The sequence below is a fragment of the Microbacterium sp. 1S1 genome (assembly GCF_008271365.1).
Taxonomy (GTDB): Bacteria; Actinomycetota; Actinomycetes; order Actinomycetales; family Microbacteriaceae; genus Microbacterium.
The window spans coordinates 2,484,793-2,502,959 of the sequence record NZ_CP043430.1; the positions used below are offsets into that span (position 1 = coordinate 2,484,793).

The 18,167-nt window shown below is 69.7% G+C and carries 11 protein-coding genes; 5 read left to right on the forward strand and 6 right to left on the reverse strand.

The genetic code is table 11. The annotated features are described in order from the left end of the window. Positions 1-57: 57 nt before the first annotated feature. The gene (locus FY549_RS12025; protein ID WP_149085230.1) at positions 58-1,968 is read left to right on the forward strand and encodes a glycosyl transferase; all 1,911 of its coding nucleotides are present in this window, start codon (positions 58-60) and stop codon (positions 1,966-1,968) included. After that, positions 1,965-2,900, forward strand: coding sequence for a tetratricopeptide repeat protein (locus tag FY549_RS12030; protein ID WP_149085231.1), 936 nt, complete (start codon positions 1,965-1,967; stop codon positions 2,898-2,900). Before FY549_RS12025 ends, FY549_RS12030 begins: the two co-directional genes overlap by 4 nt. A gap of 39 nt (positions 2,901-2,939) precedes the next feature. Here the strand turns inward: FY549_RS12030 and glgB are convergent, their stop codons facing one another. From glgB to glgX, 3 genes are all read right to left on the reverse strand, one after another. Then, positions 2,940-5,141 (reverse strand): 1,4-alpha-glucan branching protein GlgB, encoded by a 2,202-nt coding sequence (gene glgB, locus FY549_RS12035; protein WP_149085232.1) that lies wholly within the window; start codon positions 5,139-5,141, stop codon positions 2,940-2,942. Further along, positions 5,138-7,207, reverse strand: a complete 2,070-nt coding sequence (locus FY549_RS12040) for an alpha-1,4-glucan--maltose-1-phosphate maltosyltransferase (RefSeq protein ID WP_149085233.1) — start codon at positions 7,205-7,207, stop codon at positions 5,138-5,140. The genes glgB and FY549_RS12040 overlap by 4 nt, the downstream gene beginning before the upstream one ends. A gap of 65 nt (positions 7,208-7,272) precedes the next feature. Further along, a complete protein-coding gene (gene glgX, locus FY549_RS12045; protein ID WP_149085234.1) occupies positions 7,273-9,345 on the reverse strand; it encodes a glycogen debranching protein GlgX in 2,073 nt (690 codons plus the stop codon). Between the two features lie 105 nt (positions 9,346-9,450). Between glgX and FY549_RS12050 the strand changes: the two genes are divergently transcribed. Genes FY549_RS12050 through ligA form a run of 3 tightly spaced genes read left to right on the forward strand, consistent with a single transcriptional unit; the run spans position 9,451 to position 14,087 of the window. Next, positions 9,451-10,626 carry a cysteine desulfurase family protein gene (locus tag FY549_RS12050; RefSeq protein ID WP_149085235.1) on the forward strand — a complete coding sequence of 392 codons (1,176 nt, stop codon included), beginning with the start codon at positions 9,451-9,453 and terminating at the stop codon, positions 10,624-10,626. A gap of 9 nt (positions 10,627-10,635) precedes the next feature. Continuing rightward, the gene (gene mnmA, locus FY549_RS12055; RefSeq protein WP_149085236.1) at positions 10,636-11,733 is read left to right on the forward strand and encodes a tRNA 2-thiouridine(34) synthase MnmA; all 1,098 of its coding nucleotides are present in this window, start codon (positions 10,636-10,638) and stop codon (positions 11,731-11,733) included. A gap of 38 nt (positions 11,734-11,771) precedes the next feature. After that, complete coding sequence (gene ligA / locus FY549_RS12060) at positions 11,772-14,087, forward strand: NAD-dependent DNA ligase LigA (protein WP_149085237.1); 2,316 nt, start codon at positions 11,772-11,774, stop codon at positions 14,085-14,087. A 3-nt stretch (positions 14,088-14,090) separates the two neighbouring features. On the opposite strand, the gene FY549_RS12065 is transcribed toward ligA, so the two are convergent. The 3 genes from FY549_RS12065 to FY549_RS12075 form a co-directional block, all read right to left on the reverse strand. Continuing rightward, a complete protein-coding gene (locus tag FY549_RS12065; RefSeq protein WP_149085238.1) occupies positions 14,091-14,570 on the reverse strand; it encodes a GNAT family N-acetyltransferase in 480 nt (159 codons plus the stop codon). Between the two features lie 11 nt (positions 14,571-14,581). Continuing rightward, positions 14,582-16,228 (reverse strand): DEAD/DEAH box helicase, encoded by a 1,647-nt coding sequence (locus tag FY549_RS12070; protein ID WP_262380938.1) that lies wholly within the window; start codon positions 16,226-16,228, stop codon positions 14,582-14,584. Between the two features lie 231 nt (positions 16,229-16,459). After that, complete coding sequence (locus FY549_RS12075) at positions 16,460-18,160, reverse strand: long-chain-fatty-acid--CoA ligase (RefSeq protein WP_149085240.1); 1,701 nt, start codon at positions 18,158-18,160, stop codon at positions 16,460-16,462. Between the last annotated feature and the right edge of the window lie 7 nt (positions 18,161-18,167).

The following is an 18,167-nucleotide window of genomic DNA, read 5'->3' on the forward strand; positions in this document are numbered from 1 at the left end:
TGAAATGTCGAGTGTGGCATCGCGGGCGGGAAGCCGCGATGCGTGAGGAGACTATTCGTGCGTTTCGTATGGGCCGTCGTGGCCTTCGTGCTGGCTGCCGTGCTGATCGGTGCGGGGATCGCCCAGCGCACCATCTTCGTCGGCCCCTCGTCGCAGCAGGCCCAGGTCGACATCGAGGAGCCGGCTCCGTTCGTCCTCCTGGACGGCGACGTGCTGCGCCTGAACCCGGGCGCCCAGGAGCTGCTCATCCGCGGCGAGGGCGAGATCTTCACCAGCTACGGTCGCACCGCCGACGTGGAGGCATGGCTCTCGGACTCTGACTACAACCACGTGTCCGTCGGAGACGAGGATGAGCTCGTCGTGGAGCACGTGTCGGCCCCGGCCGCAGAAGATGCGGGCGAGACCCCCGCGCCGGAGGAGGGGGATGAGGAGCCTGCCGGTCGGAACCCCTCCGGATCCGATCTGTGGCTGGACTCCTTCAGCGAGGAGAACTTCCTCACCACCGACAACATGCAGCTGCCGGAGGGCACGAGCGTGCTGATCGCGTACGACGGTACGAAGGATGCTCCCGACGACATCGTCGTGTCCTGGCCCCTGGACCAGAGCACACCGCTGGCCGGGCCGCTGATGGTGGCGGGCGGGATCGTCCTGCTGGTCGGCCTCGTCCTCTACGTCCTGGCGATCCGCCACCAGCGCCGTGGCCGCGGTCCGCGCCGGAAGGGCCCCGGTCCGCTCCCCACGACCCAGCCCATCGACGTCGCGGCTCTCCCGCCCGCCGAGCGCGAGGCGCTGGAGGCCCCGGACGGTGACGCACCGCAGTCGGGAGCTGGCGAGGAGGACGCGGAGATCGTCGACGAGAAGCAGACGGACGGGAAGACCACCATGCGCGGAACGCCTCAGGGACGCCGCCGGCGACTGCTCGCCCTTCCCGCTCTCGGCCTTACGGCACTCCTTGCCGCCGGATGCACGGCTGAGTCCTGGCCGCAGTTCGGGGATGCTTCGGCGTCGCCGTCCCCCACTCCGACCGTGATCGCACCGGAGAACCAGAAGCCGCCCGCGGTCACGGAGTCGCAGGCCGACCGGATCCTGCAGGAAGTCTCGGACACGCTCGTGCAGGCGGACGAGGCGAAGGACATCGACCTCGCGGCCACCCGCCTGGACGGTGCGCCGCTGCAGACGCGAGCCACGGAGTACACGCTGCGAGAGAAGCTGACCGACCGACCGGTGCCCGCGGCGATCCCGACCGACGATGTGGAGGTCGTCCTCCCGGAGGCGACGGACCGCTGGCCGCGCACCGTCCTGATGCTCTCGAAGAGCACCGGCGACGACACGGTGCCCCCGGTCCTGCTCACCATGACGCAGGCGGACCCGTGGGCGAACTACAAGGTCACGAACATGGCCGAGATGTCGGCCGACGCGGCGTTCCCCGAGGTCGCAGCGAGCTGGCTGGGCACCTCCCTCGTCCCGGCCGACTCCGCCTTCCTCTCCGTGCCGCCGAACGAGGTCGCGGCCGCGTTCGCCGACGTCGTCGACAACGGGGAGAAGAGCGCCTCCTATGGGATGTTCGACGACCTCGCGCTCACCCTCGCCACCTCGATCAGGGACAGCCGCCAGACCCTGGTGCAGGGGCTCGCGGATGCGGGAGCGGCCAAGACCTCGAAGGCCGCGTTCGACATGAAGCCCACCGACGCTGATCCTGTGTCGATGACGACGCTCGACAGCGGCGCCATCGTCGCTGTCTCGGTGCTGGACGTTGAGACGATCACGCCGACGTCCTCGGACGTCGTCATCCGCTTCGGCGACAACAAGGAGGCGAAGGCTCTGACCGGTGCCAACGAATCCGCGAAGGGCGCCGAGACGACCTATGAGTTCCAGCTGTTCTTCGCCGTCCCGTCCCAGGGGTCGAGCGAGCAGATCCGGCTCCTGGCCTCGCGCCAGGACCTCGTGTCCGTGAAGGTGATCAAGTGAGTGAGATCTCTCCCGCCGCGCTGCGCGGTGCCGTCGACCTGTCGAGCCTGCGCAACCGTCCGTCCGCTCCTGCCGGTGCCGCCCCCGCCCCCGCCGGTACACCGGTGACCGATGTGGTGGTGGATGCCACCGACGAGAACTTCGGCCAGGTCCTGGAGCTCTCCCGTACGGTGCCGGTCGTCGTCGACCTCTGGGCGGAGTGGTGCGGGCCCTGTAAGCAGCTCAGCCCGATCATCGAGAAGGTCACGCGGGAGCTCGGCGGTCGCGTGTTGCTGGCCAAGGTCGACGTCGACGCGAACCCGCAGCTCGCGCAGAGCTTCCGCGCGCAGTCGATTCCCATGGTCGTCGCACTCATCGCCGGTCAGCCGGTCCCGATGTTCACCGGTGCGGTCCCGGAGCAGCAGGTGCGCGATGTCTTCGCGCAGCTGCTGCAGGTCGCAGCACAGAACGGCGTCTCCGGGACCCTGCCGGTCGGCGGCGGCGATGCGGAGGAAGGCACAGCCCCCGCGGAGCCCGAGCTTCCCCCGCTGCATGCGGAAGCGTTCGCAGCCATCGAGCGCGGCGACTACCGCGCGGCGATCACGGCATACGAGAAGGCACTCGCGGAGAACCCGCGAGACGAGGACGCCATCGCGGGCCTCGGTCAGGTCCGGCTGCTGGACCGCGTCCAGGGGCTCGACCTGCAGGCGGCGCGTGCCGCGGCGGCTGAGGCTCCGCTGGACGTGCAGGCCCAGTTCGACGTCGCTGACCTCGACCTCGCCGGCGGGCACGTCGACGACGCCTTCGGGCGTCTGCTCGACCTGTTCGCGCAGCTGCCCTCCGACGAGCGCGCTCCCGTGCGCGAGCGCCTCGTCGAACTCTTCGGCCTCATCGGGGCGAGCGACCCTCGCGTCGTGGCGGCCCGCAACCGGCTCTCCTCGCTGCTTTTCTGAGTCTCCGCGTGAACCGCCCCCGGGCGCGGAAGTCGCCCGTCAGCCGTTGTTCACGGTGGGCACATGCGGTTCGGACTGGTGACGAAGCCAGAGCGTCGACAACGCGGGCAGAGTGATCGAGGCCGTCGATGCGCCCGCGCCGTCGGACTCGGCGACCACCATCCCGAGATTGCCTGATCCGCGTCCCCCGTACGCGGCGGCGTCGGTGTTGAGGATCTCCTGCCACACGCCCTCGCGGGGCATCGCGAGCCGGTAGCCGGTGCGTTCCACCCCGGCGAAGTTGCTGACGACGACGAGACGGCCACCGTGCGCATCACGCCGCTCGAAGGCGATGACGGACGGATCCCAGGAAGGCGCCCCGAGACGCGTGAAGCCGGAACCATCGTTGTCGCGCTCCCAGAGTGGCGCCTGCACGCGGTAGACACCGTTCATCGCGGCGACGAAGTCCTGCAACTGGGCGTGCGACGGCTGATCGCGGAGCCACCAGTCCAGCTCACGGCCCTCGGACCACTCGGCGAGCTGTCCGAACTCCTGCCCCATGAACAGGAGCTTCTTGCCCGGGTGCCCCCACATGTAGGCGAGGAACGCGCGGACGTTCGCGAGCTTGTGCCAGTGGTCGCCGGGCATCTTGGACAGGAGGCTGCCCTTCCCATGCACGACCTCGTCGTGGCTGATGGGCAGGACGTAGTTCTCACCGAACGCGTAGACGAAGGAGAACGTCATCTCGCCCTCGTGGTGCGCGCGGTACATCGGGTCCCGGCCGATGTACTGCAGGGAGTCGTTCATCCACCCCATGTTCCACTTGAAGCCGAATCCGAGGCCGGCGTGGTCGGTCGGCGCCGTGACGCCGGGGAAGCTCGTCGACTCCTCGGCGATCATCAGGATCCCCGGGTGGAGCCGATACGACGTCGCATTGACCTCCTGCAGGAAACGGATGGCCTCGAGGTTCTCCCGGCCGCCATGGATGTTCGGCTCCCACTCGCCTTCCCGGCGCGAGTAGTCCAGGTAGAGCATCGAGGCGACGGCGTCCACCCGCAGCCCGTCGACGTGGAACTCCTCGAACCAGTAGAGGGCGTTCGCGACGAGGAAGCCGCGGACCTCGGGACGGCCGTAGTCGAAGATCAGAGTGCCCCAGTCCTGGTGCTCACCGCGGCGAGGGTCGGGGTGCTCGTACAGCGGCTGGCCGTCGAACCGAGCCAGAGCGAAGTCGTCCTTGGGGAAGTGCCCCGGCACCCAGTCCATGATGACGCCGATGCCCGCCTGGTGAAGGCGATCGATCAGGTGACGCAGGTCGTCGGGGGAGCCGTAACGGCTCGTCGGCGCGTAGTAGCCGCTGACCTGGTAGCCCCAGGATCCGCCGAACGGGTGCTCGGCGAGCGGCATGAACTCGACATGCGTGAAGCCCGTCTCCTGGACGTGCGCGATCAACGGGTCCGCCATCTCGCGGTACCCGAGACCACCCCGCCAGGATCCGACGTGCACCTCGTACACCGACAGCGGCTGGGCGACGGCGTGGGTCGCGGCACGACGGGTCATCCATGCGCCATCCTCCCAGACGTACTTCGATGCGGTCACGACCGATGCCGTCTCGGGCGGGACCTGCGCCGCCTGGGCCATCGGGTCGGCCTTGAGAATCCAGGCGCCGCTTCGCGTCCGGATCTGGTACTTGTACCGGGTCCCGACGGAGAGCCCCGGTACGAAGAGCTCCCAGATGCCGCTGGCGCCGAGAGAGCGCATGGCATGGGTCTCCCCGTTCCAGCCGTTGTGGTCGCCGACGAGCCGAACCGCGGTGGCGTTGGGTGCCCAGACGGCGAACGATACGCCCTGCTCGTCGCCGTGCGTCCGATGGTGCGCCCCGAGCACCTCCCAGAGTCGCTCGTGGCGGCCCTCCGCGATCAGGTGAACGTCGAGATCTCCGAGCGTCGGCGAGTGCCGGTACGGGTCGCCGGCGACGACTTCCTCCTCGTCGCGGTAGCGCGTCGCGATGCGGTAGGGGAGAGGCGGTCCGGGATGGGTGCCCTCCCAGATGCCGTGCGCGGCATGGGCCAGGGTCAGCCGGCTGCCGTCTCCGAAGACCGCTGCCACGGCCTCGGCGAGAGGTCGGCGGACCCGGATCGTGGTGACGGTCCGGTCGGCGGCGTCTTTGGCCGGATGCACGCCGAGCAGCGCGTGCGGGTTGTGGTGCTCAGCGGCCGCGACCGCCTGCCAGTCACCGTCCGATGTCGCCTCGATGCGGCTCATGCGCGCTCCCTCACCTTCAGGATGTGGACGGGCTCGGCGAACGCGTCGAGCCGCACGTAATTGTGGTCGCTCCAGGTCCAGACGCTGCCGGTGAGGAGATCCTCCACCTCGAACTGCTCGCCGAGCGGCACGCCCCACCGTGTGGTGTCGAGGTGGACGGTGGTCTCCCGCACCGAGTGCGGATCGACGTTCGCCACGACGATGAGGGTGTCGGGGAGCCCCGTTCCGGTGAAGGCCGCATCGAGATGCTTGCTGTACACGAGGATCGCGTCGTCGTCGCTCCAGTGGAGCTCGAGGTTGCGGAGCTGCCGCAGCGCGGGGTGGGCGGCGCGGATCTCGTTCAGCCGACGCAGCAGTGGAGCCAGGGACTCGCCTCGCTCCTCGGCCCCCGTCCAATCGCGGAACTTGTACTCGTACTTCTCGTTGTCGATGTTCTCTTCGGAGCCGGGTCGCGCCACGTTCTCGACGAGCTCGTATCCTGCGTACACGCCGTAGACGGGCCCTGCCGTGGCCGCGATGCAGGCGCGGATGCGGTATGCAGCGCGTCCGCCGAACTGGAGGTATTCCGTGAGGATGTCGTGCGTGTTCACGAAGAGGTTCGGGCGCATGTAGTCCGCGGTCTCGTGCGAGATCGACGTGAGGAACTCCTCCAGCTCGGCCTTGGTGTTCCGCCAGGTGAAGTAGCTGTAGCTCTGCTGGAATCCGACCGCGGCGAGCGCGCGCATCACGGCGGGGCGGGTGAACGCCTCGGCGAGGAAGATGACGTCGGGGTCGGTCTCGTTCACGGTGGCGATCAGCCACTCCCAGAACCGGAGCGGCTTGGTATGCGGGTTGTCGACGCGGAAGATGCGCACACCCTCGCCCACCCAGTGCCGGACGACACGGAGCATCTCGGCCGCGATGCCCTCCGGGTCGTTGTCGAAGTTGAGCGGGTAGATGTCCTGGTACTTCTTGGGCGGGTTCTCGGCGTAGGCGATGGTGCCGTCGGGGAGGGTCGTGAACCACTCCGGATGGTCGCGGACCCACGGGTGGTCGGGGGAGGCCTGCAGCGCGAGGTCCAGGGCGACCTCCAACCCCTCCTTCCGTGCCGCGCGCACGAACGCACGGAAGTCCTGCGCGGTGCCGAGGTCCGGATGGATGGCATCGTGACCACCCTCCGCGGAACCGATGGCATAGGGCGAGCCCGGGTCGCCTGGCTCGGCCACGAGCGTGTTGTTGCGACCCTTGCGATTGGTGGTGCCGATCGGGTGGATGGGGACGAGGTAGATCACGTCGAACCCCATGCGGGCGACGCCGGGCAAGCGCTTCGCGGCGGTGCGGAACGTTCCGCTGCGGACCGTGCCGTCCTTCAGCCGGCGTGCGCCCTCCGACCGGGGGAAGAACTCATACCATGCTCCGACGCCCGCTCGCGTGCGTTCGACGCGAAGGAGCTGCTCCGTGGAGGCGGAGCGCAGGGTGGTCACCGGCCGCTCACGGAAGATCGTCGCGAGCTCCTCGTCAACGGCGAGCGCGGCCGTGGTGGCGGCGTCGCCGGTCTTCAGGACGTCGGCACGGGCGCGCAGACGGGTGCGCTGCGCCGCGGGTCGGTCCTTCTCGGCTGCCGCCCTGCGGAGCAGCTCCTCCCCGAGCGCCGCCATCACCGGGACGTCCACTCCGGCAGCGACCTTGACGTGAGCGGCGTGCGCCCAGGTCGCGAAGTCGTCGGAGAACGCCTCGAACCGGTAGTGCCAGAGCCCCACGGCATCGAGGGCGATCTCGGCGCCCCATCGGTCGGTTCCATCGGCGCGCGGAGTCAGCCGGTGGAGGCTCTCTTCCCCGGTCGGCGCGGTCAGCCGGAGATGCACCCCGATGAGATCGTGTCCCTCGCGGAAGGCCACGACGCTGAACGGCACGACCTCGCCGGAGAACGCCTTGGCGGGGAAGCCTCCGGGGACGGCAGGGGTGCCGTCGATCAGAGGGATGCGGGTGGTGCGCAGGGCTCCCGATCTGTCGGCCCCGGAGACGCGCGCCGGGATCTGAACAGGGCTCCGCAGAACCGAGGGCGGGGTTTCACCACGTGGACTCACACGCCGAATCTACCGCTCGGGCGTGCGGGCGGCCTACCGCTCGACCCGGACGCCAAACCGTGATATCACTCGACGCGGAACAGGCGCATCGAGGTACCGGGAACCGGAAGGACCTCACCCGGGGCGAAGATCTCCTCGGTCTCGGAGGGACGCTCGTCGGCGCTGGACCAGAGCGAGACGAACCGGGTCGCCCCGTCGATCGCCTCGGGCAGCCGGACGTCGATCGGGGCCTCCGTGCCGTGCACGATCAGCAGGATGCGGTTGGCGGCTTCCTTGTCGGGCGTCGACGCGGCGACGTATTGGAGCGTGCGGTTGCCCGGGTCCGTCCACTGGCCCGACTCCATGGTGGCACCGTCCTGGTCGTACCAGTCCATGACCGATGCGTTGGGAATGTGCTCGCCGAGGCGCGCATAGCGACAGGGGCGCAGCGCCGGGTTGTCCTGCCGGAGCCGGATGAGGCGCGTCACGTGAGCCCGGAGGTCGTCCTGCCACGGCTTGGACTCCCATGACAGCCAGGAAACGGGGGAGTCCTGGGCGTAGGCGTTGTTGTTGCCGCGCTGGGTTCGACCCACCTCGTCACCCGCCGTGAGCATCGGAATCCCTGCCGAAAGGAGCAGGGTACCGAGGAGGTTGCGCATCGCCTTCCGACGGGCGGCGAGGATCGCGGGGTCGTCGGTCGGGCCCTCGACGCCGTGGTTGAAGGAGCGGTTCAGATCGGCGCCGTCGCGGTTGTGCTCGCCGTTCGCCTCGTTGTGCTTGACGTCGTACGAGACGAGGTCATGGAGGGTGAAGCCATCGTGGGCCGTGACGAAGTTGACGCTCGCGAGTGGCCCGCGGTCCTCGCTGAACGTGTTGGACGAGCCTGCCAGCCGAGTGGCGAAACCGCCGATCCCGACGGGCGCCGAGGCTCTGCGCGCGTAGTCGATGTCACTCAGCCAGAAGTTGCGCACCCGATCGCGGTACCGGTCGTTCCACTCGTGCCAGCCCGAGGGGAAGTTCCCGGTCTGCCAGCCGCCGAGCCCGACGTCCCACGGTTCGGCGATGAGCTTGGACTCCGCGAGCACGCGGTCGGCGGCGATGGCCGTCAGGAGGGGGTGCTCCGGCGTGTAGGTGTGGGCGGCATCGCGCGCGAGCGCCGTCGCCAAGTCGAACCGGAACCCGTCGACCTGCATCTCCTCTGCCCAATACCTCAGCGAGTCGAGGACGAGGCGGGCTCCGGCGTCGGTCGCGGTGTTGAGCGTGTTGCCGCATCCCGTGGTGTCGATGTAGGCGCCGGTCTCGTCCTGCCGGTAGTAGCTCGCGTTGTCGATGCCACGGAGACTGGACCGCGGCCCGCCGATGCCCTCCTCCGACGTGTGGTTGTAGACGACGTCCAGGATCACCTCGAGGCCCGCCTCGTGCAGCAGGCGCACCATGCCCTTGAACTCCGCGATGACCGCCTCCGGTCCGCGCTTCCTGGCGCTCTCCGTCGCGTAGGCGGTGTGCGGCGTGAAGTAGTTCAGCGTGTTGTAGCCCCAGTAGTTCGTCAGCCCGCGCTCCAGGAGCCGCGGCTCCGGAACGAAGGCGTGGACCGGGAGGAGCTCCACCGACGTCACGCCGAGGGTCTGGAGGTACGCGATCATGGCGGGATGCGCGAGACCCGCATAGGTCCCGTGGAGCGCCGGCGGGATGTCGGGGTGGCGCTTGGTCAAGCCCTTCAGATGGCCCTCGTAGATGATCGTGCGGTCCACCGGGATGCGCGGCTTTCTCGACCCGCCCCAGTCGAAGCCGTCCTCGATGACCACTCCGCGCCAGTCCTGGTAGCCGTGTCCCTGCGCGAGTCCCCGCGCGTACGGGTCGAGGAGGAGGGTCTCCGGGTTGAACGTGTTCCCGGGGCCGTGCGGACCCTCGACACGGAGCGCGTACCTCACACCCGGCTGCAGCAGTGGCGTCGTGACCTCCCAGACGCCGCCTGGCCTGCGTTCGAGGGCTGCCTGGTCCACCACCCAGTCGAGGTCGGTCGTGTCGAAGACCACGAGCTCGACGGCAGCGGCGTTCCGGGACCACACCCGAAGCGTGCCCCCGCCGTCGTGCAGGCGCACGCCGAGGTCGTCGAGGACCGAACCACCGGGCACGACGGAGACGCGGGACTCAGGCATGAGTACACCCTAGAGCGTGTTGCATTTCAGTCTCATGACAGGGCGCACGCGGTCCCGACCGGGAAGGCCGACCGTCGAGCACCGGATCCGGGGGAGAATCGAAGCATGCGCCACTATCTCGACCATGCGGCGACCACGCCGCTGCGCCCCGAGGCCCGGGATGCCTGGCTGGAGGCGTCGGCGGTCGTCGGCAACGCCTCGTCGACGCACGGTGCCGGACAGGACGCCCGCCGCATGCTGGAGGAGTCACGGGAACGCGTGGCGGCGGTGCTCGACGCCGACCCCATCGAGGTGGTGCTGACCTCCGGCGGTACGGAGTCGATCAACCTCGCCCTTCAGGGCCTATGGCGGTCGCGCCTTCCGGGGACGGCCGCCGTCGTGCTGCCGGACGGTGAGCACCACGCGACGATGGACACCGTCGCCGCCCTCGTCGACGAGGGGGCCGAGGTCAGGGCCGTGGCGATCTCCGCGCTGTCGCGCATCGATGTGGATCGCTTCGTCGCGGCGTTGCCGGGCGCGGCGTTCGCCACGGCGCTCGTCGCGAACAACGAGACCGGGACGGTCAACGACGCGGGTGCGCTGGCTTCGGCCGCCGCCGATGCCGGCGTGCCGCTGCACCTCGACGCCGTGGCCGCGCTCGGCCACGTCCCCCTCTCGTTCCGCGAGCTGCGGGGCGTCGCGGCCGACGGGGTCGGGCTGGTGGCGCTCAGCGTCGCCGGGCACAAGATCGGTGCACCGGTGGGGGTGGGTGCGCTCGTCGCCGCACGATCCGCGCGGCTGACGCCCCTGCTGCGCGGCGGTGGCCAACAGCGGGGTCTGCGCGCGGGCACACAGGATGTCCCGGGAGCCGCGGCGCTGGCGACGGCGATCGAACTGGCTGAACGAGAGCGCGAGGCGGAGGAGGTTCGCCTTGGTCGGCTCCGTGACCGCCTCGTCGAGGGCGTCCGTGAACGCGTTCCCGCAGCAGAGCTGCTGGGCGACCCCGATCACCGCCTCCCCGGCACGGCGCACCTGCTGTTCCCCGGCGCCGTCGGGGAGAGCCTGCTCTTCCTGCTCGATCTGGCCGGGGTGTCCGCCTCCACCGGCTCTGCCTGTCAGGCAGGCGTCGCCGAGCCCTCGCACGTCGTGATGGCCATGGGCCGGAGCGAGACGGACGCCCGGAGTGTCCTGCGCTTCTCCCTGGGTCGCCCCTCGACGGAGGCCGATGTCGACGCCGTGCTCGCGGCGATCGGGGAGGCGTACGTGCGGGCATCCGGGTCCCGTGCAGCCACGCGCTCGTAGACTGGTGCCATGCGAATCCTTGCGGCCATGAGCGGTGGCGTGGACTCCGCCGTGGCGGCCGCACGCGCCGTCGAAGCGGGCCACGACGTCGTCGGCGTCCATCTCGCGCTCTCCCGCGCCGGGGGCACGCTGCGCACCGGGAGCCGCGGCTGCTGCACGATCGAGGATGCCCTGGACGCTCGCCGCGCCGCCGACCTCCTCGGCATCCCTTTCTACGTATGGGACTTCTCCGAGCGCTTCCGCGATGACGTGATCGACGACTTCGTCGCCGAGTACCGTGCGGGTCGCACCCCCAATCCGTGCATGCGATGCAACGAGAAGATCAAGTTCGCGGCCCTCTTGGAGCGTGCCCTGGAGCTCGGCTTCGATGCGGTCTGCACCGGGCACTATGCGACGCTCGTCGACGGTCCGGAGGGGCTGGAGCTGCACCGAGCCTCGGACAACGCGAAGGACCAGTCCTATGTGCTCGGCGTCCTGACGGCGGAGCAGCTCGCACACACGTACTTCCCGCTCGGCACCACACCTTCGAAGGCGATCGTGCGGGCCGAGGCGGAGCAGCGCGGCCTCAGTGTTGCCCAGAAGCCGGACAGCCACGACATCTGCTTCATCCCCGACGGCGACACCCGGGGCTGGTTGGCGGAGAAGGTCGGTACGGCCACCGGTGAGATCGTCGACCGCACGGGTGCTGTCGTCGGCGAGCACGAGGGCGCTCATGCGTTCACCGTGGGGCAGCGGCGCGGGCTCAAGCTCGGTGTCCCGGCGGCGGACGGGAAGCCCCGTTTCGTACTCGAGGTCCGGCCGGTGTCGAACACGGTGGTCGTCGGCCCCAAGGAAGCCTTGGCGATCGCGGAGATCGCCGGGGAACGCTTCAGCTGGGCCGGCGCCGCGCCGAGTGTGTCGGAGTTCGCGTGTGACGTGCAGATCCGCGCGCACGCCGAGCCTGTCCCGGCCACGGCCACCGTGACGCCCGGGGGCGTGCGCGTCGTCCCGGACACCCCGCTCGACGGCGTCGCGCCAGGACAGACCGCCGTGCTCTACATCGGCACTCGGGTGCTCGGCCAGTTCACGATCGATTCCACGGTCTCGGCGGTCCCGGTCGGCGTCTGATCCCGACGCATGTCGGTCCCCGCTCCTAGACTGACGGAGTGCCGGAGAACATCTCACTGGAAGACGCCCGCAGCGAGGCCACGGAGCTGACGACTCGCATCCTCGAGGCGAAGGACGCGTACTACGGGCGTGACACGTCGCTCGTCGACGACGCGACGTACGACGGCTGGATGCGGCGTCTGGAAGAGCTCGAACGCCTGCACCCCGAGCTGCAGGGGCAGGACTCCCCGACGCAGATGGTCGGCGCCGCCGAGGCGACCGGGCTCGCGACCATCGAGCACGCCGAGCGCATGCTCAGCCTCGACAACGTCTTCTCGATCGACGAACTGCGCGAGTGGGCCCAGAAGACACGGGCGGCCGCGGGGCGTGACGTGGACTGGCTGACCGAGCTCAAGATCGACGGTCTTGCGATCAACCTGCGCTATGAGAACGGCGTGCTGACGTCGGCCGCGACCCGCGGCGATGGGCGGGTCGGCGAGATCGTCACGGAGAACGCGCTCCGGCTCCCCGAGATACCGGAGCGGCTCGCCGGCGAAGGACACCCGCCGATCGTCGAGGTCCGCGGTGAGGTCTTCATTCCGGTCGCCGCGTTCGAGCGTCTCAACGCGGCGCAGGCGGCGTTCCGTGACCGTGCCTTCGCGGACGCCCTCGCGCGCTGGGAAGCCAGGGGCGGGGTGAAGAAGCCGTTCGACGAAGAGAAGGCGCGTACCGCGGCGGCGCGGCGTTTCCCGGCTTTCGCGAACCCCCGTAACGCGGCCAGTGGCGGCCTGCGTCAGCAGATCGACAAGAAGGATGGCCTGGAGCTCGAAGCGGGTCTTCTGCGCATCGAGTCGCTCGCGCTCTACGTGCACGGCATCGGCGCGTGGACGAACCCGCCGGTCGCCGCGCAGAGCCAGGTCTACGAGCTGCTCGCCGAGTGGGGGCTACCGACCAGTCCGCACACCAAGGTGTGTCGCAGCATCGACGAGGTGGTGGCCTTCGTGGAGCACTACGGCGAGCACCGGCACGACATCGAGCACGAACTCGATGGAATCGTGGTGAAGGTCGATGAACTCGACCTGCACGACGAGCTCGGAGCGACGAGTCGGGCACCCCGCTGGGCGATCGCGTACAAGTACCCACCGGAGGAGGTACAGACGAAGCTCCTCGATATCGTCGTCTCCGTCGGGCGCACCGGTCGGGCGACACCGTTCGCGGTCATGGCGCCGGCTCACGTCGCCGGATCCGTTGTCCGTCAGGCCACGCTCCACAACAAGGACGTGGTCAAGGCCAAGGGCGTGCTCATCGGCGACACGGTGGTGCTGCGCAAGGCCGGAGATGTGATCCCCGAGGTACTGGGGCCCGTGGTCGAGAAGCGGGACGGGACCGAACGGGAGTTCGTCATGCCCGCCGACTGCCCCGAGTGCGGTACGCCACTGCGCGCCATGAAGGAGGGTGACATCGACCTTCGGTGTCCGAACGCGCGGTCGTGCCCAGCGCAGGTGCGCGGACGTGTGGAGCACATCGGTTCCCGTGGAGCGCTCGATGTCGAGGCCCTCGGGGAGGTCACCGCGGCCGCGCTGACTCAGCCGACGAGACCGGCTGAGCCCCCTCTGATCACCGAGGCCGGTCTCTTCGCCCTCACGCTGGAGCAGCTCGTGCCCATCGAGGTCGTCGTGCGTGATGCCGAGACCGGCCTGCCGCGAGAGGACGACGACGGTCTCGTGAAGACCCGGGCGCCGTTCCGACGCAACCCGACCGCGGCCGAGAAGAAGTCGGGCCTGGATGGTCCGCAGCCGTCTTCCCAGGCGCTGACCCTGCTCGCGGAGCTGGAGAAGGCGAAGACCAAAGACCTTTGGCGGCTCCTCGTCGCCCTCAACATCCGGCACGTCGGGCCGGTCGCCGCACGCGCGCTCGCGCAGTGGTTCGGATCGCTCGAGGCGATCCGAGCGGCGTCACGAGAGGAGCTGGCTGCTGTCGAGGGGGTCGGCGGCATCATCGCCGACTCGCTGCGGGCATGGTTCGAGGTCGACTGGCATCAGGAGATCGTTCAGCGATGGGCAGAGGCCGGCGTGCAGTGGGCGACACCGGGCCACCCCGGACCGGGAGGTGCGGTGGCGGCCGGCGGCGTGCTGGACGGGCTCACGGTGGTGGCGACCGGGTCGCTCGACGGGTACACCCGTGAAGGCGCGCAGGAGGCGATCATCAAGGCGGGTGGCAAGGCTGCCTCGAGCGTCTCGAAGAAGACCGATTTCGTAGCCGCGGGGCCGGGGGCCGGTTCCAAGCTCGCGAAGGCGGAGGAGTTGGGTATCCGCATCCTCGACGCCGCTCAGTTCCACGTCCTGGTGACGGAGGGTCCTGACGCGCTGGGTTGACGGTCAGGCGGTCTCGGGCGCGGCGGTTGTCGGGGCGAGGAACTGCCGGAGCCGCGGGGAGTCTGCGAAGCCGAGTCCGCGATAGAGGTCGAGGGCGGCGTCGCTCGAATGCACGGTGACCCGCTCGGCTCCGACCGACACGGCGTGTGCGCAGGCGGCGGCGACGAGTCCCCGGCCCGCGCCCCGCCCGCGATACTCCGGCATCACGAACACGCTCTGCAGATCGGCCGAGATGCGGTCGGGCGCGCCTGGTCGCGGCACGCGGGGCACGAGGGCGACCCAGGCCGCGCCGACGACGCGTTCGTCGTCGTCGAGGCGCGCCACGAAGGCCACGTGGGTGCGCCGGTGGGCGTCCCACCACGCGCCGAGCTCCTCGGTGAAGGGCGCCAGCGATCGACCCGCCGTCAGGTCCGCGGGAACGTCCTGCCACTTGAGCCGGGCGAGCGCGGAGACGTCGTCCCTGCCGGCGCGGTCGATGCGCATCGTCTGCCTGTTCAGGCCTTGTGACGCGGCTTCCGGAACGGCTTCTCCTCGCGGTCGCGGCGCGTCGGGCGCTCGTCACGGTCGTATCGGGACGGACGTCCACGGCCGTCGCCGTCGCGCGAGGACGAACCCCGTCGTGCCCCGGGGCCGCGGTCGGGTGCGATCTCGATCAACCGTCCCGAGATGCGGGTGTCGCGGAGCTTGTCCAGTACGGCGGAGTCGAGGTTCGCGGGCAGCTCGACGATCGAGAAGTCCGGGCGGATCGTGATCGCTCCGAAGTCGTCGCGGCCCAGACCGCCCTCGTTCGCCAGCGCCCCCACGATCTGCCGCGGTTCGACGCGGTGCCGTCGGCCCACCTCGATCCGGTACGGCGTGTAGTCGCCGCGGCCGCGGCGCTCCCGCGGCTCGCGGGGCTCCCGGGTCTGGCGCTCGCGTTGCGGACGGTTGTCGGCGGCGACCGCCTGGGAGAGGGCGTCGTCGGCCGGGTCGAGCAGCAGCGGGGTGGCGCCCTGGGCAACGACCGCGAGAGCTGCCGCGACGTCCCCCTCCGGCACGTCGTGATGCCGGACGTAGTGGGCGATGATGTCGCGGAACGCGTCGATGCGTGACGTCTCAGAGAGCGCGGTCGTGATCGCGTCGTCGAAGCGGGCGAGCCGGGTCGTGTTCACGTCCTCGGTGCTCGGCAGCTGCATCTGCGTGGGCTGCTGACGCGTCGCCTTCTCGATGTGCTTGAGCAGGTAGCGCTCGCGCGGGGTGATGAAGCTGATCGCGTCGCCCGTCCGACCGGCCCGCCCGGTCCGTCCGATGCGGTGGACGTAGGACTCGGTGTCGGTCGGGATGTCGAAGTTGACGACGTGGCTGATGCGCTCGACGTCGAGACCGCGGGCGGCGACGTCCGTGGCGACGAGGATGTCGAGCTTGCCGTCCTTGAGCTGGTTGACGCTGCGCTCGCGCTGCACCTGCGGCACGTCGCCGTTGATCGCCGCGGCGGAGTACCCGCGGGCTCGCAGTTTCTCCGCGAGGGTCTCGGTCTCGTTCTTCGTGCGGACGAAGACGATCATCCCGTCGAAGTTCTCGACCTCGAGGATGCGAGTCAGGGCGTCGACCTTCTGGGCGTACGAGACGACGAGGTAGCGCTGCGTGATGTTCGTGTTGGTCGCGGTCTTGGACTTGACCGTGATCTCCTCCGGGTCGCGCAGGTACTGCTGAGCGAGGCGGCGGATCTGCGCCGGCATGGTGGCGGAGAACAGGGCGACCTGCTTCTCCTCGGGGGTCTGAGCGAGGATCTGTTCGACGTCCTCGGCGAAGCCCATCTTCAGCATCTCGTCGGCTTCGTCCAGCACCAGGTACTGCAGCTCCGAGAGGTCGAGCGTTCCCTTGGCCAGGTGGTCCATGATGCGGCCGGGCGTGCCGACGATGACGTGCACCCCACGGCGGAGCGCGGACAACTGCACACCGTAGCCCTGGCCGCCGTAGACGGGCAACACGTGCACGCCCTTCATGCGAGAGGCATACGACTCGAACGCCTCGCAGACCTGGAGCGCGAGCTCACGGGTCGGGGCGAGGACGAGGGCCTGCGGGGTCTTCTGGGCGACATCGAGCCGCTCCAGCACGGGGAGGGCGAACGCGGCGGTCTTGCCGGTGCCGGTCTGCGCCATGCCGACCACGTCGCGGCCGGCGAGGAGCGTGGGAATCGTCGCGGCCTGGATGGGGGAGGGGGTTTCGTACCCGAGGTCCTTGATGGCCTTGAGGACCGGCCCGGTGATGCCGAGGTCCTCGAATCCGGGGGGTTGCAGGGGACTCGTCGGGGGCGTCGGCGGGGGTCACTTCTTCTGGGGTCACTTCCCAAGGGTAGCGCGCCCGCCCATCCGCTTCCTGTGCGGCCGGATTCAGGCTCCCGACGTGAGGGCGAGCAGCTTCTCCTTCACCTGGCGGCGAAGCACCTTTCCGATCAGCGACTTCGGCAGCTCGTCGACGACGAACACCCGGCGCGGCACCTTGTACGGCGTGAGGATGTTGCGTGCATACTCGCGGATCGCTTCGACGTCGACATCCGCGCCGGCATCGACGACGACTGCGGCGACGACCTCCTCGCCCGAGTGGTCGCTGGGCAGACCGACTACGGCGGCGTCGACGACCGAGGGGTGCTGGCGCAGTGCGTTCTCCACCTCGGTCGGTGCGACGTTGAAGCCGCCGGTGATGATGAGCTCCTTGATGCGGTCGACGATGCGCACGAATCCCGCGTCGTCGATCGTGACGATGTCGCCGGTCCGATACCAACCGTCGACGAAGACCGCCTCGGTCTCCTCGGGCTTGCCGTAGTAGCCGGAGAAGACCTGGGGTCCGCGCACGACGAGCTCGCCGGCCGAGCCGGCCGGCACGTCATCGGTGGGATTCTCGGGGTCGACGACGCGGCACTCCGTCCCGGGAAGAGGGAGGCCGACGGTGCCGGGGACGCGGTTGTCGGCGACCGGGTTCGCCATGAGCACGGGAGAGCACTCGCTCAGACCGTACCCCTCGACGAGGTAGCCGTGCGTGGCGGCCTCGAACGGGACGACCAGCTCGTGCGGCAGGGCCATCGCGCCGGAGATCGCCACCTCGATCCCGTCGAGCGAGACGCCCCGTGCGTTCGCCGCGGCCAGCAGCCGGTCGGCGATGGGCGGAACGAGCGGGAGGAAGGTCGCCGGGTGTTTCTTGACGACATCGAGCACGAGGTCGGGATCGAACTTCGGGAAGAGCACGAGACGCGCACCCATCGACATCGCGAAGGTGAGGCAGAGCGTCAGCCCATACGCGTGGAACATGGGCAACACCGCGTACACGACGCACCCTTTGCCGCGCTGGATGGACGGCACCCAGGCCTGGGACTGGGCGGCGTTGGCGAGGAGGTTGCGGTGGGTGAGGGCAGCACCCTTCGGCGTGCCGGTCGTCCCGGACGTGTACTGGATGATCGCGAGGTCGTCCGTGCCGGGCTGCGGGTGCGACGCGGGGATCGGGTCCCTGGCCACCACCGACTCCCAGAGGACGGTGCCGCGAACGCGCTCGGTCAGTGCAGCCCGCGATTCCCTCGCCTTCGCGACCGGCAGCCGGAGGGCGAAGCGGGTGAAGGCGGGCATGGCCCGCGTAACGTCGACGGACACGAGCGTGGAGACAGCCAGGTCGCTCGGGAACTCCTGCACCGTCGCGACGACCTTGTTCCAGACGATCGCGTGCTTGGCGCCGTGGTCCTCGAACTGCTTGCGCAGCTCGCGAGGGGTGTAGAGCGGGTTGTGCTCGACCACGACGGCGCCGAGCCGGAGCACCGCGTAGAACGCGATGATGTGCTGCGGGCAGTTCGGCAGGACGATCGCGACGGGATCGCCCGCACGGACGCCGAGATCCCGGAGCCCCGCGGCGGCGCGATCGATCGCCTCCTGCAGCTGCGCGTAAGTGGTCTCCCTGCCGAAGAACTGCAGAGCCGGCGCGTCGGGGTAGTCGCGTGCCGAGGCGGCGACGATGTCCACGAGGGAGCCGCTGACGGGGGCGAGGTCCTCCGGAACGCCGTCGGCATAGCTGGCGATCCACGGGCGAGGGGGCTGGAACGTGCTCACGCGCCCA